The organism is Microbacterium sp. PA5, assembly GCF_049860775.1.
GTDB lineage: Bacteria > Actinomycetota > Actinomycetes > Actinomycetales > Microbacteriaceae > Microbacterium.
In genome coordinates this window covers 197,878-218,792 of sequence record NZ_CP187567.1, presented here as the reverse complement: position 1 = coordinate 218,792, position 20,915 = coordinate 197,878, and the positions used below count along the sequence as shown (strand labels likewise).

General features: G+C 72.2%; 19 protein-coding genes. 14 read left to right on the top strand and 5 right to left on the bottom strand.

Annotation, left to right across the window (positions count from 1 at the left end):
- Position 1 precedes the first annotated feature (1 nt).
- On the bottom strand, positions 2-1,369 hold the full coding sequence (locus ACPWUT_RS00990; protein ID WP_425839685.1) for a polysaccharide biosynthesis tyrosine autokinase: 1,368 nt from the start codon (positions 1,367-1,369) through the stop codon (positions 2-4).
- Positions 1,370-1,481: 112 nt separating this feature from the next.
- On the opposite strand from ACPWUT_RS00990, the gene ACPWUT_RS00985 reads away from it, so the two are divergent.
- From ACPWUT_RS00985 to ACPWUT_RS00940, 10 genes are all read left to right on the top strand, one after another.
- Positions 1,482-2,204 carry a hypothetical protein gene (locus ACPWUT_RS00985; protein ID WP_284528621.1) on the top strand — a complete coding sequence of 241 codons (723 nt, stop codon included), beginning with the start codon at positions 1,482-1,484 and terminating at the stop codon, positions 2,202-2,204.
- 80 nt (positions 2,205-2,284) lie between these two features.
- A complete protein-coding gene (locus ACPWUT_RS00980) occupies positions 2,285-2,875 on the top strand; it encodes an acetyltransferase (RefSeq protein WP_284528620.1) in 591 nt (196 codons plus the stop codon).
- Positions 2,872-4,059, top strand: a complete 1,188-nt coding sequence (locus ACPWUT_RS00975; RefSeq protein WP_425839681.1) for a glycosyltransferase — start codon at positions 2,872-2,874, stop codon at positions 4,057-4,059. The genes ACPWUT_RS00980 and ACPWUT_RS00975 overlap by 4 nt, the downstream gene beginning before the upstream one ends.
- Before the next feature lie 65 nt (positions 4,060-4,124).
- Positions 4,125-4,868: a CDP-alcohol phosphatidyltransferase family protein gene (locus tag ACPWUT_RS00970; RefSeq protein WP_425839678.1), complete on the top strand. Its 744-nt coding sequence runs from the start codon at positions 4,125-4,127 to the stop codon at positions 4,866-4,868.
- Positions 4,869-4,881: 13 nt separating this feature from the next.
- A complete protein-coding gene (locus ACPWUT_RS00965; RefSeq protein WP_425839675.1) occupies positions 4,882-6,150 on the top strand; it encodes a hypothetical protein in 1,269 nt (422 codons plus the stop codon).
- Positions 6,147-7,547: a hypothetical protein gene (locus ACPWUT_RS00960; protein WP_425839672.1), complete on the top strand. Its 1,401-nt coding sequence runs from the start codon at positions 6,147-6,149 to the stop codon at positions 7,545-7,547. The genes ACPWUT_RS00965 and ACPWUT_RS00960 overlap by 4 nt, the downstream gene beginning before the upstream one ends.
- Before the next feature lie 103 nt (positions 7,548-7,650).
- Positions 7,651-8,682, top strand: a complete 1,032-nt coding sequence (gene gmd, locus ACPWUT_RS00955) for a GDP-mannose 4,6-dehydratase (protein ID WP_425839669.1) — start codon at positions 7,651-7,653, stop codon at positions 8,680-8,682.
- Positions 8,679-9,653: a GDP-L-fucose synthase family protein gene (locus ACPWUT_RS00950; RefSeq protein ID WP_284528614.1), complete on the top strand. Its 975-nt coding sequence runs from the start codon at positions 8,679-8,681 to the stop codon at positions 9,651-9,653. Before gmd ends, ACPWUT_RS00950 begins: the two co-directional genes overlap by 4 nt.
- 113 nt (positions 9,654-9,766) lie before the next feature.
- Complete coding sequence (locus ACPWUT_RS00945) at positions 9,767-10,228, top strand: adenylyltransferase/cytidyltransferase family protein (RefSeq protein WP_284528613.1); 462 nt, start codon at positions 9,767-9,769, stop codon at positions 10,226-10,228.
- 24 nt (positions 10,229-10,252) lie between these two features.
- Positions 10,253-10,606 (top strand): hypothetical protein, encoded by a 354-nt coding sequence (locus ACPWUT_RS00940; protein WP_284528612.1) that lies wholly within the window; start codon positions 10,253-10,255, stop codon positions 10,604-10,606.
- Here the strand turns inward: ACPWUT_RS00940 and ACPWUT_RS00935 are convergent, their stop codons facing one another.
- Entirely contained in the window at positions 10,607-11,761 is a 1,155-nt protein-coding gene (locus ACPWUT_RS00935; protein WP_284528814.1) for a glycosyltransferase, read from the bottom strand.
- Between the two features lie 136 nt (positions 11,762-11,897).
- Here ACPWUT_RS00935 and ACPWUT_RS00930 point away from each other — a divergent pair, with 136 nt between their 5' ends.
- The 4 genes from ACPWUT_RS00930 (at position 11,898) to ACPWUT_RS00915 (ending at position 16,878) form a co-directional block, all read left to right on the top strand.
- The gene (locus ACPWUT_RS00930; RefSeq protein ID WP_284528611.1) at positions 11,898-12,158 is read left to right on the top strand and encodes a glutaredoxin family protein; all 261 of its coding nucleotides are present in this window, start codon (positions 11,898-11,900) and stop codon (positions 12,156-12,158) included.
- A 31-nt stretch (positions 12,159-12,189) separates the two neighbouring features.
- Complete coding sequence (locus tag ACPWUT_RS00925; protein WP_425839664.1) at positions 12,190-13,440, top strand: kynureninase; 1,251 nt, start codon at positions 12,190-12,192, stop codon at positions 13,438-13,440.
- A 160-nt stretch (positions 13,441-13,600) separates the two neighbouring features.
- Positions 13,601-15,076 (top strand): MFS transporter, encoded by a 1,476-nt coding sequence (locus ACPWUT_RS00920; RefSeq protein WP_425839661.1) that lies wholly within the window; start codon positions 13,601-13,603, stop codon positions 15,074-15,076.
- Between the two features lie 56 nt (positions 15,077-15,132).
- Positions 15,133-16,878 carry an aldehyde dehydrogenase family protein gene (locus tag ACPWUT_RS00915; protein WP_425839658.1) on the top strand — a complete coding sequence of 582 codons (1,746 nt, stop codon included), beginning with the start codon at positions 15,133-15,135 and terminating at the stop codon, positions 16,876-16,878.
- 206 nt (positions 16,879-17,084) lie between these two features.
- On the opposite strand, the gene ACPWUT_RS00910 is transcribed toward ACPWUT_RS00915, so the two are convergent.
- The 3 genes from ACPWUT_RS00910 to ypfJ form a co-directional block, all read right to left on the bottom strand.
- A complete protein-coding gene (locus tag ACPWUT_RS00910; protein WP_284528607.1) occupies positions 17,085-18,635 on the bottom strand; it encodes a DEAD/DEAH box helicase in 1,551 nt (516 codons plus the stop codon).
- Between the two features lie 327 nt (positions 18,636-18,962).
- A complete protein-coding gene (pip, locus tag ACPWUT_RS00905; RefSeq protein ID WP_425839655.1) occupies positions 18,963-19,970 on the bottom strand; it encodes a prolyl aminopeptidase in 1,008 nt (335 codons plus the stop codon).
- A complete protein-coding gene (gene ypfJ, locus ACPWUT_RS00900; protein WP_284528605.1) occupies positions 19,967-20,833 on the bottom strand; it encodes a KPN_02809 family neutral zinc metallopeptidase in 867 nt (288 codons plus the stop codon). The genes pip and ypfJ overlap by 4 nt, the downstream gene beginning before the upstream one ends.
- Positions 20,834-20,915: the final 82 nt, after the last annotated feature.

The following is a 20,915-nucleotide window of genomic DNA, read 5'->3' as shown; positions in this document are numbered from 1 at the left end:
GCTACCGCTCGGTCTCCGCCGCCGCGGCGGCCGGCACCGTCACCGCGGCACGCGGCTCGGGCGGGGCGCCGTAGCCGTAGACGTCGCCGGCGCTGGCCGGCGCGAAGTTGGTGACCACGCCCAGCAGCGGCGTGTGAGCCACGGCGAGCGCTTCGACGGTGCCGGCGAGCTCGCGCTCGCGCACGCGGCCGAGCCCGACGACGAGGATGACCCCGCCGACGAGGTTGCCCAGGATCGCCGCGTCGGTGACCGGCAGGATGGGCGGCGAGTCGACGATGACGACCTCGAAGCGCTCGTGCAGCTCGGCGATGATCTCCGTCGCCGCCTCGGAGCTCAGCAGCTCGCTCGGGTTGGGCGGCAGCTCCCCCGACAGGAGCACCTGCAGCCCCGAGCTCCCCCACGGCTGCAGCGCGTCGTCGAGGGTCGCCTCGCCGGCGAGCACCGTCGTGAAGCCGACGCTCCCCTCGAGGTCGAGCACCCCGGCCAGCGACGGCTTGCGCAGATCGGCCTCGACGAGGCAGACCGAGCGACCCATCGACGCGAGGCTGGCGGCGAGGTTGGACGAGACCGTGCTCTTGCCCTCGCCGGGCACCGAGGAGGTGACCACGAACGCCTTGTGCGCGTTGCCGGCCTGGAGGAAGGAGATGTTGGTGCGGATCTGCCGGAACTCCTCCGCCCGCACGGAACGGCTCGTCGAGTCGGTGATGACGCCGCGCACGCGGGGGTCGTCCTCGCGGACGGTGCCGATGACCGGTGCGTGAGCGAGGCGGCGGACCTCGCCGGCGGTGCGCACGCGCGAGGAGACCCGGCGGGCGATGATCACGTAGGCGATCCCCGCGACGAGCCCGAGGAGGGCCCCGGCGCCGAGGGCGACCGTCGCATTGGGCGACGAGGGCCGCGAGGGCACGGTGGCCCGGTGGACGATCTCGGTCTTCACGGGGGCGCGGCCGTCGGCGTCGGCGGGCACCAGGCTGCCCACCGCGTTGGCGAGGCTGGTGGTGACCGAGTTGGCGATCGTCGCGGCGCGCTCCGGGCTGGAGTCGGTGACCTCGATCGTGATGATCGAGGTCTGGAGCGGGATGGTGGCCGAGACCTTGCGCCCCAGCGCGGCGACGGTCATGTCGAGGTCCAGGGCGTTGACGACCGGCTGCAGCACCACGTCGCTCGTCGCGATGTTCGCGTAGTTGCGCGCCTGCTGCTGGGCGAACGTCCCGCCCTGCGCGAGGTCGGAGCCGTTGCTGCTGGTGGAGGCGCTCACGACCAGGCGCGTGCTCGCGCTGTACTCGCGGGGACTGAAGGCGACGTACGCGGCCGCCACGATGATCGCGACCAGCACGAAGACGACGATCGTCAGCCAGCGTGAACGCAACAGTGCGAGTGTCTCCGTACGGATCACCCCGCACCCCCTCCCTCGTGTCCGGCCCGGTCTCAGCGATCCCCGTCGCCTGAGACCCGTGGCGGGCTATGTCAGGATAGTGCCCATGGCGACGTTCTCAACTCGGGGCCGGTCCCGGCTCTGGGCCTATGGCGGGGTGCTGCTCCTCGCCGTGGTCGCGGGCGCGGCCGCGGTGTACGCCGTGGACTCGGTCTCCGCGCAGGGCAACGGCTCGGGCGTCACGCCGCCGAGCGCGGTGAATCCCGACCCCGCCGTGACCACGGTCGCCTTTCTCGGCGACGACCCCGCGGCCCGCGCGCAGGAGGGCGTGAGCCGCACCTGGCAGGACCTCGTCGCCTCGGACCTCGACGCGGTGCTGGTCGACCTGTCCGTCGACGGGGCGGGCTTCGCGACCGGCGCCGACGTCAGCCCCTGCGACACCGACTTCTGCCCGAGCATCCTCGACGCCGTGCCCGACGCGGTCGCCTCCGACGCCGACTTCGTGATCATCTCGGCCGACGTCGCCGACGCGTCGGTCTCCCGCAGCGAGCTGCGCGACCGCGCCGTCGCGGTGTTCACCGCCCTCCAGGTCGGACTGCCGTCGGCGCAGATCGTCGTCGTGGGCCCGGCGGCCACCTCCCCGGCGACGCCGGAGGTGACGACCATCGAGGGCATCCTGAAGGCCGCCGCCGCAGACGCCGACATCCGCTTCGTGAGCCTGCTCTCCCCGTCCGCCGTCACCGACGAAGAGGTCGACGACCAGGGCAGGATCGACGCCGACGGGCAGGGCGCGATCGCCGTGCGCGTGCTCCGCGGCCTGGGCGGCTGACCTCGCCGCACGGCTCCCGATCCGCCTCGGGAGCCGCCCCTCGGCTGGCGCCGACGCCGACGCGTCGGTACAAAAGAGGGATGGTACCCACACGCGTCATCGACCTCTCGCTGGCGCCGGGCGCCCCCGAGCCCCTCCGAAAGCCGAAGTGGGTGACGTTCAGCTGGTCGCTCGTGGAGCTCCTGCTCGTCTCCAACCGGCTGCAGATCAGCTCCGCCCTGCGCGCCTGGGCACTCCGCCGCTACGGCGCGAAGATCGGCACGGGCGTCGTCATGCGGCCCCGCCTGCGGGTGAAGTCGCCGTGGAACCTGGAGATCGGCGACCGGTGCTGGATCGGCGATGGGGTGTGGTTCCACAACCGCGACCGGATCACCATCGGCAGCGACGTGTCCATCTCGCAGGAGACGTACATGACGACCGGAGCGCACGCGTTCCGCACCGACATGGGCCTCATCACGAAGCCCATCGTCATCGAGGACGGCGTGTGGGTCACGTCGCGCTGCGTCGTCCTGGGCGGCTCCCACATCGGGCGCTCGGCCGTGATCTCGCCCCTGACCGTGGTGCGCGGCGACGTGCCCGAGAACGCGATCGTCTCGGCGCCCGCGGCCGTGGTCGTCGGTCAGCGCTTCGAGACGGACGCCGCGTCCGACGTCGAGACCGGCGCCGAATGAGGATCGCGCACGTCCTCACCTACATCAGCGCGGACGGCGCCTTCGGCGGTCCGCTGGCGGTCATGAGCGAGCAGACGCGCGAGCTCGCGCGGCGCGGCCACCACGTGGAGGTCTTCGCGGGATGGGACGGCGAGGCGCGGTTCGCCCCCGAGGGCGTGACCGTCCACCTCTTCCCCGCCCGCCAGGTCGTGCCCGGGGCGGGCTTCAGCGGCCTCGTCGCCCCGGGACTGCGCCGCGCGCTCCTGCGCCGTCGCGGCGAGTTCGACGTCGTCCATGTCCACCTCGCGCGCGACCTCATCACGCTTCCCGTCGCGCACGCGCTGCGGGGCGCGGCCGGCGGCCCCCGTCTGTTCCTGCAGCCGCACGGCATGGTCAAGCCCGACGGACGCGTGCGCGCGCGGATCTTCGACCGCTGGGTGCGTCCCGTGCTCCGCGGGGCGACCGGCACGTTCGCCCTGACCGACACCGACGCCGGGCGCCTGCGTGCCGTCGAGCCCCGGGTGAGGATCGTCGACCTGCCCAACGGGGTGTCGCTGCCGTCGCCGATCGCCCGCGACGCCTCCGCCCGCCCGGAGGTGCTCTTCCTTGCCCGCCTGCAGCCCCGCAAGCGCGTGCTGCTGTTCGCCGAGGCCGCGCACCGGCTGCTGGCGGCGGGCGTGGACGCCGACTTCGTGGTCGTCGGGCCCGACGAGGGAGACCTCGCCGAGCTGCAGCGCCGCATCGCCGCCTGGGAGCACGGACAGCGCATCCGCTACGAGGGCGCGGTGCCCCCGGGCGCCGGGCGGGACCGGATGGCGCGCGCCGACGTCTACGTCCTGCCGAGCTTCAGCGAGCCGTTCCCCATGTCGGTGCTCGAGGCGCTGTCGGTGGGCACGCCGACGGTGATCTCCGAGACGTGCCACATCGCCGACCGGCTGGGCGACGCCGTCGCCACCTTCCCGGAGCGGGGGGCGGCCGCCGGGGCCGCGACGCCGTCGCCGGAGGCCGGTCCCGAGACGGCCGAGGCCCTCGCCGAGACGATCGGTGCGCTCGTGCGCGACGGGTCCGCGCGGGGCGCCCTCGGCGCCCGCGGACGACGGGCGATCGAGACGGGATTCTCGATCGCGCGCATCGGCGACCTGCTCGACGGATACTATGCCGGTGGGCCGTCCGCCGGGGAGCGACGTCCCGTCACCTCTCCGTGAAGGGGGTCGCCGCGTGAGCGAGCGCCGCCGAGCGGGGGGAAGCGAGTGCTGAGGGGAAGCACGAGATGACCGACACGACCGCGTCCACGTTCCGCCAACGATTCGAGCTGCTGCGTGCCGCGCAGAAGCGCCGCACCGGCGTTCCGCTGTACACGCTGGCCGTCAACCGCCCCGTGGGGCGCGTGATCGCCGCCGCCTCGCCGCACGGCATCACGCCGAACCACCTGACCGCGATCGGCGCGCTGTTCACCTTCGCCGGCATCCTGTACCTCCTGGTGTGGGCGGAGGGCGGCCTGGCGAGCGCGCTGGTGGGCGTCGCGCTCGTGGTGGGCTTCTTCTTCGACTCCGCCGACGGCCAGCTCGCGCGGCTGCGCGGGGGTGGGTCGGCCGCCGGGGAGTGGCTCGACCACGTCATCGACGGCATCCGGATCGTCCTGCTGCACATCGCGACGCTCGCGTTCCTGCTGCGGACCGAGGCCGTCCCGGCGTGGCTGGCCTTCACGCTGTGCACGGTGTTCGTCGTGGCCGCCTCGGCGACCTTCTTCGCGGGAAGCCTCTTCGAGAAGCTCACCACGGGCGCCCCGCGCACGCAGGTGACCTCCGGCTCGCGGCTGCGCTCGGCGCTCATGCTGCCGGTCGACTACGGGGTCACGTGCTGGCTGTACCTCCTGACCGCCGTCGTCCCGGTGTTCGTCGTGATCTACGCGCTGGCGGCGCTCGCCAAGGTGGGCACGACCTCGATGCTGCTGGCCAAGTGGTGGCGCACCCTGCGGCGGGAGGATCGCGAGCGCCGATCGAACCCGTCGTGAGGCGCGTGCAGCCGTGAAGCGCTTCGCGCACTCGCGCTACGTGACGATCCTCGACCAGATCGTCTCGAGCCTCTCGAACTTCGCCCTCGTGGCGCTGGTGGCCGGCGTCGCGACCACCGCCGAGTTCGGCCTCTTCAGCCTCGGCTACGTGCTGCTGCTGTTCTTCCTCGGATTCCAGCGCGCGCTCGTCGGCGAGGTGCTGCTCGTGCGCTTCTCGAAAGCCGGGGAGCGCCCCGCCGGCGTCGACGACTCCGCGGCAGGGGTCTCGGTGGCCGTCGGGGTGGTCTCGGCGGTGGCGCTCGCGGTGTGCGGGCTGCTGGCGGGCGGCGACCCCCTCATGTGGACGGTGCTCGCCGTCGCGGGTCCGCTCGTGTTCGTGCAGGACATCGTCCGCTACATCCTCATCGCGCGGGCCCGGTCCGGGCATGCGCTGGTCTCCGATGCGGTCTGGGCCGTCGTCGCCCTGCCGGTCATGGTGTGGCTGGTCGCCGTCTCGGCCCCCGCCTGGACCGTCGCAGCCGCCTGGACCGCCGGCGGCGTGGTGGCGATGATCGTCGCGATCGCCTACGCCCGGGTCCTGCCGCGACCGGTCTCCGGGGCGCGCTGGATCGTCGCCAACCGGGACATCGCGGTGCGGTTCTCGGGCGAGTACGCGAGCCTCAACCTGTCGAACACGGTCGTGTGGTTCCTCCTCGCGGGACCCCTGGGAGTCGCGGGGGTCGCGGCCCTCCGCGGCGCGTCGCTGCTGTTCTCCCCGCTCAACACCGCCTTCAACGCGGTCCGCATCGCGGTGGTCCCCGACCTCGTGCGCAGTCGCGGGAGCCGGCGCTACCGGTCGCGCCTGCGCGAGACCGCGCTGATCCTCACCGGGATCTGCGTGGTCTGGAGCGGCGTCGTGCTGCTGCTGCCCGACGAGATCGGGCGCCTGGTGCTCGGCGCGACGTGGGACGTCGCCGCCGACCTCCGCTGGCCGTACGCCGTGCAGGGTCTGGCGATGGTGGCCTACACGGCGCTCCTCGCGCACTTCCGCGCCGCGGCCCGCCACACGTCCTCGACGGCGATGCGCGGGTTCCTCGCCGGCGCGACGCTGGTGCTGCCGATGGCGCTCGCGTTCGCGATGGCGGCCGCCGGCGCCGCCTGGGGCTTCGCCGCGGCCGTCGCGCTGAGCGTGGTGGTGGGCCTCGTGTGGGAGACTCGGGCGCGACGGCGCGAACAGCGCCGCGGGCCCGATGCGGATGGCGCGCCGGGCCCGGACGACACCCCCCACACGGACCACGGATGACCACCACCGAGACGCGCACCGCGGAGCACCGCGAGGGCACGCTCGTCCTCGTGCTCGGATTCCTGGCCTTCATCGCGCTGGGGATCGTCGTCCCGATCTTCGTGCTCACGAGCCCGGACTCGGGGCGCAGCTCGGCGTGGACGGTCACCTTCGGCGTCCTGTTCGTCGCCGCCATCCGCCTGGCCGTGCTGATCGCCCGCGGCGAGCGCCGCATGTTCGAGTTCATCTTCTGGCTCTTCGCCTACGTGTTCTTCGGCCTCGCCCCGACGGTGCAGCTGCGCGCCGACGCGATGGCGACCACCACGGCGGGCCTCGATCCCCAGCTCGACATGGTCACGGCGGCCACGGGGGTGCTCGGGATCGCGTCGTTCGCGGTGGGCTTCGCCCTGGCGCATCGCCGGAAGGTCGCCTTCGCGGCCTCGACCGAGCGCCTGGGCATCAGCCGCGGGCGCCTGGGAATCCTCACCCTCGTCGCCCTCGCGGCATCCGCGTACTACGTGGCCAGCCTCGGGGTGGGGGTGCTCTTCTCGAGCCGCGCGGAGTTCTCGCTCGTCGAGAACGCGCGCTGGCCCGACCCCACGACCAACGCCATGATCGGGGCGGTGTCGAGCTTCCCGATCCTCATCGCCGCCCACGGCTGGTGGCACTTCGCACGCGGGGCCACCGGCAAGGGGCCCCGGTGGATCGCGTGGATCACGACGCTGGTGGCGATGTTCATCACCAACCCGATCTCCAGCGCCCGCTACCATTTCGGCGTCGTGTGGGGCAGTTTCCTCGGCCCGCTGGGCGCGTTCCGCACCCGGGTGCGGACGTCGGTGATGATGCTCGGGATCGTCTTCGGCCTGCTGTTCCTCTTCCCGATCGCCGACATGTTCCGGCGCCTCAACGTCGTCAACAACGAGCGCACCGGCTTCCTCGCCGAGTACGAGGGCAACGGCGACTACGACGCGTTCGGCCAGCTGTCGAACGCGATCCTCTACGACGCGACCATGCCCTTCCGCTTCGCCCGGCAGTTCCTGGGGATCCTCTTCTTCTGGGTGCCGCGGTCGATCTGGCGCGACAAGCCCACCGGCTCTGGGGTGCTGCTGGCGGAGTTCCGCGAGTACGGCTTCACCAACCTGTCCGCACCGATCTGGGCCGAGCTCCTGCTCAGCTTCGGGTTTATCGGCGTGGTGGTCGGCTCGCTCGTTCTCGCGTACTTCCTCGGCCGTCTGGATGTGCGCTTCCGCGAGGGCAACCCCTCGCCGATCGTCGAGATCGCCGGCGCGGTGTTCCCGTTCTACCTGCTGATCCTGCTGCGCGGATCGTGGCTGCAGGCCACCGGCATCCTGGTCATGCTCATCGGTTCGCTGCTGTTCATCTCGGTGCGCGAGCGGGCTCCCGCTCCGAGCGGGTAAGAACGCCCGCTAGTATCGCCTGCAGGGGGCTTCGGGGACGGCCCGCGCAGGGGGCGCGCATCCGGTCGACCGTTGCACGATCGAATCCACAGGAGGGTCACACGTGACCAAACGCGCATTCATCACGGGCATCACGGGGCAGGACGGGTCGTACCTGGCCGAGCTGCTGCTGGGCAAGGGCTACGAGGTGCACGGTCTCATCCGCCGCGCCTCGACGTTCAACACATCTCGCATCGACCATCTCTACGTCGACCCGCACGACCCGTCGGCCAAGCTGTTCCTGCACTACGGCGACCTCAGCGACGGCGCCCGGCTGACGACGCTGCTCGCCAGCATCAACCCGGACGAGGTCTACAACCTCGCCGCCCAGTCGCACGTGCGGGTCTCGTTCGACGAGCCCGAGCACACCGCCGACACGACGGGCACCGGCTCGATCCGCGTGCTCGAAGCGGTGCGCATGTCGGGCATCGACACGCGGTTCTACCAGGCGTCGTCCTCGGAGCTGTACGGTGCGACGCCGCCGCCGCAGAGCGAGACCACGCCGTTCTACCCGCGCTCGCCGTACGCGGCGGCGAAGCTCTACAGCTTCTGGATCACCAAGAACTACCGCGAGGCGTACGGGATGTTCGCCACCAACGGCATCCTGTTCAACCACGAGTCGCCCCGCCGCGGCGAGACGTTCGTGACGCGCAAGATCACCCGCGCGGTCGCCGCGATCAAGGCCGGGCGCCAGGACCACGTCTACATGGGCAACCTCGACGCGATCCGCGACTGGGGATACGCCGCCGAGTACGTCGAGGGCATGTGGCGCATGCTGCAGGTCGACGAGCCCGACGACTTCGTGCTGGCCACCGGCGTCGGCATCACGGTGCGGGAGTTCCTCGAGACGGCGTTCTCGCACGCGGGCCTCAACTGGGAGGACCACGTCCGCTTCGACGAGCGCTACCTGCGCCCGACCGAGGTGGACGCCCTCATCGGCGACCCGTCGAAGGCCGAGGAGAAGCTCGGCTGGAAGGCGACGGTCGGTCCGCTGGATCTCGCCCGCCTCATGGTCGACGCCGACATCAAGGCCCTGGAGCACGCCGGGTCGCCGTGGATCGACCGCGTGCCGCTGGCCGGCTGGCCGCTGTCATGAGCGACGGGGTCGAGTTCACGCCGGGGCCCCTCGACCGCGATGCGCCCTTCTACGTGGCCGGGCACTCCGGCCTCGCCGGAAGCGCCGTGTGGCGGGCGCTCGAGGGCGCCGGGTTCGGCAACCTGATCGGGCGCCGCTCCGCCGAGCTGGATCTGAAGGACCGCGATGCGGTGTTCGCGTTCTTCCGCGAGAACGCCCCGCGCTACGTCGTGCTGGCCGCCGCGAAGGTGGGGGGCATCCTCGCCAACAGCACCTATCCGGTCGACTTCCTCAGCGACAACCTGCGCATCCAGACGAACGTGATGGACGCCGCCCGGGAGGTGGGCGTCGAGCGGCTGCTGTTCCTCGGGTCCTCGTGCATCTATCCGAAGTTCGCGCCGCAGCCCATCCGCGAGGACGCCCTGCTCACGGGGCACCTCGAGCCGACCAACGACGCCTACGCGATCGCGAAGATCGCCGGGATCATGCACGTCCAGTCGGTGCGCCGTCAGGACGGCCTGCCGTGGATCTCGGCGATGCCGACGAACCTCTACGGGCCGAACGACAACTTCTCGCCGCTGGGCTCTCACGTGCTCCCCGCGCTCATCCGCCGGTACGACGAGGCCGCTGCGGCCGGGACTCCGTCGGTGACGAACTGGGGAACCGGGACGCCGCGACGCGAGTTCCTGCACTCCGACGACCTCGCCGCCGCGCTGCTGCACCTCCTGGAGCACTACGACGGCCCGGAGCACGTGAACGTGGGAACCGGCAGCGACGTGACGATCCGCGAGATCGCGGAGACGATCGCCGAGGTCGTCGGCTACGAGGGCGAGACGGAGTGGGACACCTCGAAGCCCGACGGCACGCCGCAGAAGCTGCTCGACGTGTCGCGGCTGTCGGATGCCGGATGGCGGTCGCAGATCGACCTCCGCGAGGGGCTCGAGCGCACCGTCGCGTGGTACCGCGAGCACCACGCCACCGTCCGCGGCTGAGGGCCGCGGGAATCCGCTCTCCCACGCGAGTGGGATTTGTGGATACACTGAGCGCGGGGTAGTGCAGGCTGGGGGGTCTGCGCGTTGATACCGCTGAGACTTTGGGGGAAGTCATGGCTACACGCATTGGTTATGCCGCTGGGGCGTTCGATCTGTTCCACGTCGGGCACCTCAATATCCTTCGCCATGCGAAGGAGCAGTGCGATCTGCTGATCGCCGGTGTCGTGAGCGACGAGATGCTGCGCGAGGTGAAGGGCGTCCAGCCGTTCATCCCGACGTCCGAGCGGGCGGAGATCGTCCGTTCGGTCCGCTACGTCGATCACGTCCACGTCGAAGACGTGCCCGACAAGCTCGACGTCTGGCGTCAGGTCGGCTTCACGCACTTCTTCAAGGGCGACGACTGGCGTGGCACCGAGAAGGGGCTGCGTCTGGAGCGCGAGTTCGCAGAGGTGGGGGTCGAGGTCGTGTACTTCCCGTACACGGCCCACACGTCCAGCTCGCAGCTGCGGCGCGCTCTCGAGGTCGTCACGGCCGAGACGCTGCACGACTACGACGAACGTGCGGCCTCGGCCTGACGGCCGAGTCGACGAGCGGCCTGCATGATGGCCACAGACCTGCCCGGTGAAGAGCTCTTCATCGGGCAGGTCATCGCCCTTCTCCCGGTCACGCGCCGCGCGGCCGACGTGGTCGAAGACGACGATGCGCTGCGTGCCGCGCTCGCCGGCGCCGACGACGACCCTCGGGGTCGCGCCCGCACCCGCACCTACTCGGTGGTGACGTTCGCGCCCCACCGCGGGATCTTCCTCCTCGACGGCAACGAGATCGAGGTGTCCATCCACCCCCTCGACATCGACACGCCCCTGGAGGCCGCGGTCTTCCGTGTGGTCTCGATCTCGGGGCGGGCCCTGCGGGTCAAGCGCGCCGTCGCCGCGACCGACGCGACGGCGTCCTGATCAGAGCTCGCCCGGCTGCATCGCCTGCTCGTCGAGCTTCTCCATCGTGGCGCGCACGGGGGTCGTCGGCCCCGCCTTGCGCGGTGCGTAGACCACGAGCGAGTGGAACACGAAGCGCACGACGAACGCCACGACGAGCGTGATGGCGGTGGCGACGACGGCGGAGATGTGTCCCGACTCGACCATGAGCGCGACGATCGGGATGCGGATGACCGCCTCGGCGTTGTTGAAGGCGAACGACTTCGCGAACCGGGACCACACCCCCGAGGCCTGGCCGCGCATGTCGGAGAAGACGAACCGCTCGATGAGCAGGAAGTTGCCGATGATCGTGGCCTCGGCCGCGATGATCGCCGCGACGATGTAGTCGACGCCCCACTGGGTGAGCGCCCAGACGATGAGGATGTTGGCGACCGCCCCGAGTCCGCCGATGACGGCGAACAGGGACATCTTCCCGAAGCGCAGCGCCGTCAGCTGGGTGAGGAAATGCACTCCCTGGCGCACCGACGCCTTCGACTCGCCGGCGTGCCGGTCGGCGAAGTGGAACGGGATCTCCGCGACGCGGTAGGCGCGGCGGACGAGGATCTCGAGCAGGATCTTGAAGCCGCGCGGGCGAAGCCCGTCGAGGTCGATCGCCGAGCGCGAGATGAGGAAGAACCCCGTCATCGGGTCGGTGATGTCGCGCAGCCGCACGGGGAACATCGACTTGGTGATCGCGGTGGAGACCTTGGACACCAGCACCCGGGTGCGGTCGGCGAGCCCGTGGGCGGTGCCGCCGCCGGCGTAGCGCGAGGCGACGACGACGTCGACGTCGCCGGCGCCGAAGCGCTCGACGAGCGCGGGGATCTCCTCGGGCGGATGCTGCAGGTCGCCGTCCATCACGAGGCACGAGTCCGAGGCGGCCGCGCGCATCCCCTCGATGACCGCGCCGCCGAGTCCGCCCGTGTGGACGGTGCGGTGGATGAGACGGACCGGGAGGGAGGAGGTGGCGGCAACTTCGCGGATCACGTCGGGGGTGTCGTCGGTGCTGTCGTCGACGAAGATGATCTCGGCGTCGCGCACCGCGTCCAGGCGCTCGACGGCGACGGCGACGCGACGGACCAGCTCCGCGACGTTCGGAGCTTCGTTGTAGGTCGGCACGATGATCGACAGGTCGATGGCTTTCCCCCGTGGTCGTGCTGGAACGGTCGAGCTGCCGCGGCCGCGCCGACATGCAGTGCCGTCTATCGTCGCACGTCGACCTGAACGACGGGCGAACGCGCCCGACCCTGTGCACAGCGGGGAGAATGGAGGGATGACTTCGCACGACAAGACCCTCACGATGTTCGGCGCCGACTGGTGCCGTGACTGCCGCCGCACGAAGGCGCAGCTGGATGATCTCGGTGTCTCGTACACCTATGTCGACCTCGAGGCGGAGCCCGCCGCTGCCGAGGTGGCGCGCGAGATCTCGGGACGGATGAACATCCCGGTGGTCGTCTACCCCGACGCGACCCACCACGTCGAGCCGACCAACGACGACGTGGCCGCGAAGCTCCGCGAGCTCGCCCTCATCTGATCCCGCCCGGACCGGCCTCTAGGCTGACGGCGTGAAGACCGCCGCGACGCTGACCGCCGAGGCCGCCGCCCTCGATGCCGCCGACCCGCTCGGCGGGTTCCGCGATCGCTTCGTGGCGTCCGCGGCGCCGCTGGTGTACTTCGACGGCAACTCCCTGGGGCGCCCTCCCCGGGCCACGGCCGACCGGCTGGCGCGCTTCGTCGACGACGAGTGGGGCGGGCGGCTGATCCGCGGCTGGGACGAGGGGTGGATGGAGCTGCCCTTCGCGATCGGCGATGAGATCGGGCGGATCGCGCTCGGCGCCGCGGCGGGTCAGACCGTGGTCGGCGACTCGACGACGGTGCTGCTCTACAAGCTCCTGCGGGCCGCGTTCGATGCGCAGCATTCGATCGATCCCGCACGCGTGGAGATCGTGGTCGATCGCGACAACTTCCCGACCGACCGCTACCTCGTCGAGGGGATCGCCGCGGAGCGCGGCCGAACGGTCCGATGGGTCGACGTCGACCTCTCCGCCGGGGTCACGCCCGATCTGCTGCGCGGCGCCGTCGGGCCTCGCACCGCGGTCGTGCTGCTCTCGCACGTCGCCTACCGGTCGGGTCATCTGGCCGACGCGGCGACGCTCACGCGCATCGCCCGCGACGCCGGCGCGCTCATCCTCTGGGACCTGTGTCATTCCGCGGGCTCCGTGCCGGTGCATCTCGACGAGTGGGGCGCCGACGTGGCCGTGGGCTGCACCTACAAGTACCTCAACGGCGGGCCGGGCTCGCCCGCGTTCGCGTATGTGGCGGAGCGCCACCAGGAGGCGCTGGCGCAGCCGATCCAGGGCTGGATGGGCGCGGCCGACGTCTTCGCCATGGGACCGGAGTACGTCCCCGCGCAGGGCATGAGGCGGTTCCTCTCCGGCACGCCGCCGATCGTCGGGATGCTGGCGATGCGCGACACCCTGGAGATGATCGCGGAGGCGGGCATCGACGCGATCCGCGAGAAGTCGATCGCGCTCACCGGCTTCGCGCTGCGGGCTGCGGACGAGCTGCTCGCCGGGCGCGGGGTGACGGTCGCCTCGCCGCGTGAGGCCGCGGAGCGGGGTGGACACCTCACGCTCCAGCATCCCGCGATGCGGGAGGTCACCGCGCTCCTGTGGCGCCAGGACGTGGTGCCCGACTACCGCGATCCCGGCGGCCTGCGCATCGGCCTGTCGCCGCTGAGCACCTCCTTCACCGAAGTCGTCACGGGCATGCGCGCCGTCGCCGATGCCTGGGACACCGTCACCGGGCGGGCGTGAACACGAGGCCGGCACCGGCGAAGACCCGGTCGACGGCCCTCGCGTGGATGACGCCCCGGCGACCTCACCTGGGGAGGAGCCGGCGGCGCACGCCCGCCGAGGCGGCGGCCTCGCCCTCCAGGATCGCCGTCCCGCCCGCCGCGCCCTCTAGGCTGACGCCATGAGCGACGCTGCTCCCCCGGCCTCCCCCCGCCCGACTTCGCCCGATCTCGGACGCGCGACGATCGCCCGCTACGCGCTCGGCTCGATCGGCACCGGCGGGTTCGCCACACTGCCGGGCCTCGTGCTGACGTACTACCTGACCGACAGCCTGGGCGTGACGGCGCTGCTGGCGGGTGTGATCGTGACGGCCGCCAAGGTGTGGGACGTCATCATCGACCCCGTCGTCGGCGCCTGGAGCGACACCGACCTGGCGCGCCACGGCACGCGGCGTCGCCTCATGCTCGTGGGAGCGCTCGCCCTCCCCGTCCTGTTCGCCCTGACCTTCGCCGTGCCGCCCGGACTGGCCCCGGCGGCCGGCGCCGTGTGGGTCCTGCTGTCGTTCATGGCGACGGCGACGGCGTTCAGCCTGTTCCAGGTTCCCTACATCGCCCTGCCCGCCGAGCTCACCGACGGCTACGACGCGCGCACCCGGCTCCTCACCTGGCGCGTCGTGGTGCTCACCGTCGCGATCCTGCTCTTCGGGGCCGGTGGGCCCGTCCTGCGGCGCCTGACCGGGGATCCGACGACGGGCTACCTCCTGATGGGCATCGTCGCCGGCGTCGTGATCGGACTCGGCATGCTCATCGCGACGGGCGTCGCGGCGCGCACCTCGCGCACGCGATCGGCGATGGCAGCCGCCGGCACGAGCGCGGCCGAGGCCGCCGAGCTCATCGCGACCAGCGTCGGCGAAGAGGCGCCGCGCCGGCTCGGGGCCGATGCCTCGACCCCCGGGGGCGGGGCGCGCGACAACTTCCGCGCCGCCGGCGAGGCGCTGCGCCGCAGCCGCCCGTTCCGCGCGCTGCTGGCCACCTTCGTCCTGCAGGCGCTCGCCACGGGCCTCATGCTCGCCGGGGCGCAGTACCTGGCCACCTGGGTGCTGAGGTCGGAGGATGCCGTGACGCTCCTCTTCGTCGCCCTCATCGCCCCCGCGCTCCTCGCCGCGCCGGCCTGGGGTGTGCTCGCGCGCCGCATCGGCAAGGAGCGGGCGTTCGCCGGGGCGAGCGTCGTCTTCGCCGTCGCCGCCCTCACGACGGTCGGCGCGCTGTGGGCACCGGGACCGTGGCTGTACGGCTCGGTCGCCCTCGCGGGGATCGCCTACGCCGGCATGCAGTCCCTTCCGATGGCGATGCTCCCCGACGTCATCGCGCACGACGCGGCCCGTCACGGACCCGGGCGGGCCGGCGCCTTCGGCGGCGTCTGGACCGCCGGCGAGACCACGGGCTTCGCGCTGGGCGCGACGGCGCTGGCCGTCGTGCTGGCCTCCACCGGCTACGTCGAGCGGATGGCCGGCGCCGCCGCGACTCAGCCCGACAGCGCGATCGCCGGCATCGTCCTGAGCTTCAGCGTCGTACCCGCGGTGCTCGTCGCGGCAAGCCTGGTGACGCTCGGCGGCTACCGGCTGCGACGCGGCGACATCGAGTCGCGGACCCCCTGAGACCGGATGCCGCGCCGTCGCCGTATGCTGGGGTCTCCGCCCCGAAGGAGTGCGCCGTGACCACGCCCGCGAAGTCCACGCCCGCGACGACGCCGCCCACGCCCACATCGCCGTCGGACCACGGACTCGCCGAGGATGTGCGGGCCGGGCTCGACCTCGCGATCGCCGCGGTCGCGGCCGGCGGGCGCACCTGGGCGCTGCTGACGCTCGGGCAGCGGCGCACGCTGCTGCAGCGCATCCGGGCGTCGGTCGCCACCGTCGCCGACGAGTGGGCCGATGTCGCGGCGACCTCCAAGGGACTCGGGCCCGGCCACCCCCTGCGCGGCGAGGAATGGCTCTCGGGGCCCTACGCCGCCCTGGTCGCCCTCGACGCCTACGCCGACACGGTGGGGGCACTGGCCCGGGGAGAGAGCCCGATCGCCCGTGCCGCGATCCGTCGCGCCCCGGGCGGCCGCGTGGCCGTCCGCACCTCGCCGCTGACGGCGACCGACCGGCTCCTGCTGTCGGGCTACTCCACCGAGGTGTGGCTGGAGCCCGGGACGTCGGTCGCCGACGCCCGGGGGTCGGCCGGCCTCGCGCAGCGGCATCCCGAGGAGCCTGGCGGGGTGGGCGTGGTGCTCGGCGCCGGGAACGTCAGCTCGATCCCCTTCCTCGACGTGCTCTACGAGCTGCTCTCGGCCAACCGCACGGCGATCCTGAAGGTGAACCCCACGCAGGACGCGCTCGTGCCGGTGTTCGAGCGCGCTCTCGCCCCGCTCATCGAGCCGGGCTTCCTGCGGATCGTCCGCGGCGGCGGCGACGTCGGCGCCTACCTGACCCGGCATCCGTCGATCGATCACGTGCACGTCACCGGCTCGGAGGCGACCTTCCGCGCGATCGTCCCGGGACTGACCGTGCCGATCACCGCCGAGCTCGGCGGGGTGTCGCCGATCATCGTCGTGCCCGGCGACTGGTCCGACGCCGACCTGCGCTTCCAGGCGGAGCACGTCGTGACGATGCGCCTGCAGAACGCGGGCCACAACTGCATCGCCGGACAGGTCGTGATCGTGAGCTCCGACTGGTCGCAGCGGGACGCGTTCCTCCGTGAGCTGCGCACCGCGTACGACCGGGCCCCGCAGCGGACGGTCTGGTACCCGGGCAGCGAGGCGAGGATGGACGCTGCCCGCGCGGCGTATCCGGACGCCGCGTGGTGCGGTGACGGCACCCGGGCGCTCGTGGTCGCGGACGCCGCCGAGGCGGCCGCGGTCGAGCAGACCGAGTACTTCGCCCCGGTGCTCGGGGTGGTCTCGGTGGCGGGGCTCGGGCAGGACTTCGTCGACGCCGCCGTCGCGCACGCCAACGAGCGCCTCATGGGGACGCTCGGCGCCAACGTGCTCGTCGATCCCGTCACGCAGCGTGCCCTGGGCGACGGCTTCGAGCGGGCGATGGCGGATCTGCGCTACGGGACCGTGGCGATCAACGCGTGGACCGCGTTCGGTTTCCTCACCCCGACCGCCACGTGGGGCGCGTTCCCCGGTGGCACGGTCGATGACGCGCCGAGCGGCATCGGCGTGGTCCACAACGCGTTCCTGCTCGATCGCGTGGAGCGCACGGTCGTGCGGGGGCCGTTCCGTCCCTTCCCGCGTTCGCTGTCGACCGCGCGGGCGCAGCGGCTGCGGGGCGGACTGTCGGTGCTGCCGAAGCCGCCGTGGTTCGTCACGTCGCGCACGGGCGCGGCGGTGAGCGAGGGCTTCACGCGGTTCCGGATCGACGGCGACTGGGCGAAGATGGCCGTCACCCTGCTGCGCGCGTTCCGGGCCTGACCCGCCGGCGACGGCGTTTCGACTCGTCGCTGCGCTCCTCTGCGTTTCGACTCGTCGCTGCGCTCCTCTGCGTTTCGACTCGTCGCTGCGCTCCTCGCTCAACGACCGGGAGGATGACACCGGTCGTTGAGCGAGCGGAGCGAGACGAAACGCAGAGACGAAACGCAGAGACGAAACGCGGAGACGGGATGCGTGACCCGCCGGGGTCAGTGGCCGCCGCGGCGGTTGCCGCCGTTCTGACGGACGACCGAGCCGACCGTCAGCTTGCCGCCCTGCTGGCTGGCGCGGCGTCCCGCGGTGCGGGCGTTGCCCGAGGCGGCCGGCTGCTGCGCCGGACGGGCCGAGGCGTGCGACCGATCGGACTGACGGGGAGCGCGGTCGGTGTGCGCCGCCGCCTGGCCGCCGGCGGGGCGTCCGCCGCGATCCCGCCGCGGACGACCCTGGCCGGACTGACCCTGGCCGGACTGGCCCTGGCCCGACTGGCCCTGGCCGTCGCGCGCCGCGCGCTTGCGCTGGGCGTTGGCTCCCTGGCTGCGTCCGCCGCCGCGCTGCGGGGCGACCTTCGGCGCGGGGGTGACGTAGGGCGCGACCTCGCCGACGAGCTCGGCCACCTCGGCCGACTCGGCGGTGACCCGGATCGGCGTGACCGTGATCGCCGCCTTGCGCAGGAGGTCCTTCACGTCCTTCTCCTGGCCGGGCAGCACGAGCGTGACCACCGAGCCCTCGGCGCCGGCACGCGCGGTGCGGCCCGAGCGGTGGAGGTACGCCTTGTGCTCCATGGGCGGGTCGACGTGGATGACGAGCTCGACGTCGTCCACGTGCACGCCGCGGGCGGCGACGTCGGTGGCGACGAGAACCTTCGCGTCGCCCGACGAGAACGCCGCGAGGTTGCGGTCGCGCTGCGGCTGCGAGAGGTTGCCGTGGAGGTCGACGGAGGGGATGCCCTGCGCCGTCAGCTGCTGCGCGAGCTTCTTGGCGTGGTGCTTGGTGCGCATGAAGAGGATGCGGCGGCCGGTGCCCGAGGCGAGCGTGCGGACGAGCTCCTTCTTGGCGTCGGCGCCCTCCACGTGGAACACGTGGTGCGTCATCGCGGCGACGGGCGAGTTGGCCTCGTCGACCGAGTGCAGCACCTCGTTCTGCAGGAAGCGGTTGACGAGCTTGTCGACGCCGTTGTCCAGCGTGGCGCTGAACAGCATCCGCTGACCGTCGCGCGGCGTCTTGTCGAGGATGCGCGTGACCGCCGGCAGGAAGCCGAGGTCGGCCATGTGGTCGGCCTCGTCGATGACGGTGATCTCGACCGAGTCGAGGGTGAGGTGACGCTGCTGGAGCAGGTCCTCGAGGCGGCCCGGGCAGGCCACGACGATGTCGACGCCGGCCTGGAGCGCTGCGACCTGACGGCTCTGGTTGACGCCGCCGAAGATGGTCGTCGTCTTCAGGCCGTACGCGGCCGCGAGCGGGGCGAGCGTGGCGTTGATCTGCGTGGCGAGCTCACGGGTGGGAGCGAGCACGAGGCCGAGGATCCGGCCGCGACGGCGAGCGCCGCCGGCGAGCGCGCCGCCGAGCCGGGCGGCCATCGGGATCGAGAAGGCGAGCGTCTTGCCCGAGCCGGTCTTGCCGCGTCCGAGGACGTCGCGTCCACCGAGCGTGTCGGGGAGCGTGTCGACCTGAATCGGGAAGGCCTCGGTCTTGCCCTCGGCCTTCAGGACCTCGAGCAGGGGGGCGGGCACGCCGAGCGTGCGGAAGGAAGTGTCAGTCATGGAGTGGTTTCTGAGCGCACGGGTCCTGTGGTCAGGGGGAGGCGCCCGGTCGGTGGCCCGTCGTGCGGCTGCACGAACGGGTTCGCCGTACGAAGAATGTCGGCCGGCTTCGGTACGGGACCGGCGGCGAGGGAAGCGTTCTACGACGCGAGAAGCGCCACGATCGGCGCTGCAAGTTCCTCCAGTCTAGCGGACGACGGGGCACGGGCGTCTCGTCTCGCTGCGCTCGCTCAACGACCGGCACTCCGAGGTCGTTGAGCGAGGAGCGTAGCGACGAGACGAAACGCAGACGAGACGAAACGCAGACGAGACGAGACGCAGGGTCCGTCAGTCGCCGGCGGCGAAGCGGTCGGTCGCGGCCCGCAGCGCCGCGGCGATGCCGGGCTCGGTCGCCGAGTGCGACGCGTCCGGCACGACGACCAGCTCGGCCTCGGGCCAGGCGCGGTGGAGGTCCCACGCCGTCATCATCGGGGTGCAGACGTCGTAGCGGCCCTGCACGATGACGGCGGGGATGTGGCGGATGCGTCCGGCGTCGTCGATGAGCTGTCCCTCGCGGAACCACCCCTCGTGGACGAAGTAGTGGTTCTCGATGCGGGCGAACGCCACAGCGGCCGCGGGCTCCGCCATCGACGCCACGAGATCCGGATCGGGGTACAGCGTCAGGGTCGACGCCTCCCAGGTGGTCCAGGCGACTCCGGCCGGCTCGTGCACCGCCGGATCGGGATCGGTCAGCCGCCGGTGGTACGCCTCGATCAGCCGGGAGCGCTCGAGCGGCGGGATCGGCGCGATGAACGCCTCCCACAGATCGGGGAAGAGCGCCGAGGCGCCGCCCTCGTAGAACCACTCCAGCTCGTGGCGCCGCAGAGTGAAGATCCCGCGGAGCACGAGCTCGCTGACGGCCTCCGGGTGGGCCTGCGCGTAGGCGAGGGCCAGCGCGCTCCCCCACGATCCGCCGAACACCTGCCACCGCTCGATGCCGAGGTTGCGGCGGAGGAGCTCCATGTCGGCGACCAGATGCCAGGTCGTGTTGAAGCGGAGGTCGGCGTCGGGCGCGCTCGCGTGGGGGGTGCTGCGGCCGCAGCCGCGCTGGTCGAACAGGATGATCCGGTAGCGGTCCGGGTCGAAGAAGCGCCGGTGCCACGGCGAGGTGCCCGCCCCGGGACCCCCGTGCAGGAACACGACCGGCTTGCCCTCGGGGTTGCCGGACTGCTCCCAGTACACGCGCTGGCCGTCGCCGACCAGCAGCTCACCCGTCTCGTAGGGCCGCAGCGGCGGATAGAGGATGCCGTCGAGGTGCGGCGGACCGGCGTGAGCCGCCTCGGCGGGGTCGCTCACAGGTCGTCCCCCGAGAACGTGTCGCACTGCTCCAGCCCGCCCCGGTAGCCGTTCGTGAACCAGCGCTGCCGCTGCTCGCTGGACCCGTGGGTCCAGCTCTCGGGGTTCACCTGACCGCCCGACTGCTCCTGGATGTGGTCGTCGCCGACGGTCGCCGCGGCATTCAGCGCGTCGCGGAGCTCGGCATCGGTCGCCGGCTTCAGATACGGCACGCCGTTCTCGTCCTTCTGGTCCTCCATCGCCGCGACCCACGCCCCGGCGAAGCAGTCCGCCTGCAGCTCGGTGCGGACCCCGTTGCTCGTCGGGCCGGAGCCGTTGCTCGGGTACTGGTCGAAGACGCCGATCAGCTGCTGGATGTGGTGGCCGTACTCGTGGGCCAGCACGTAGAGCTGCGCGAGGGAGCCGGCCTGCGCCCCGAACTGCTCGCGCAGGATGCCGAAGAAGGTCGGATCGACGTAGATGGTCTCTTCCGGCGGGCAGTAGAAGGGGCCGGTCGCGTTCGAGGCGGTGCCGCACGCCGTCGAGGTCTGCTGGTCGACGACGATCAGCTGCGGCGCGCGGTAGCCGTCGACCTGCCCCTCCCAGTACGTGTCGAGCGCCGCCTGGCCGAAGACCAGCCGGCAGTCGTCGTTCTCGTTGGCGTCGGCGCCGGTGTCGCAGTCCTCGATGACGGTCTCGGTGCCCGGTGCGGCGGAGCCCCCGCCGCCCAGGAGCCCGGTGAGGTCGTTGCCGGTGAACAGGCTCAGCAGCAGCAGGGCGATGCCGCCGAGGCCCGCCACGCCCGCGCCTCCGGCGACCATCGCGCCGCCGCCCCGTCGCCGCGCGGTGGTCTGACCGACCTGCGCGTTGCTGTTGAACGTCATGCCGTTCACCGTACCGCCCAGGTCCCCGTCGCGGGACCGGGGGTCCGCACAGCGCAGGAGACACACGCGCGGGCGCGGGCAT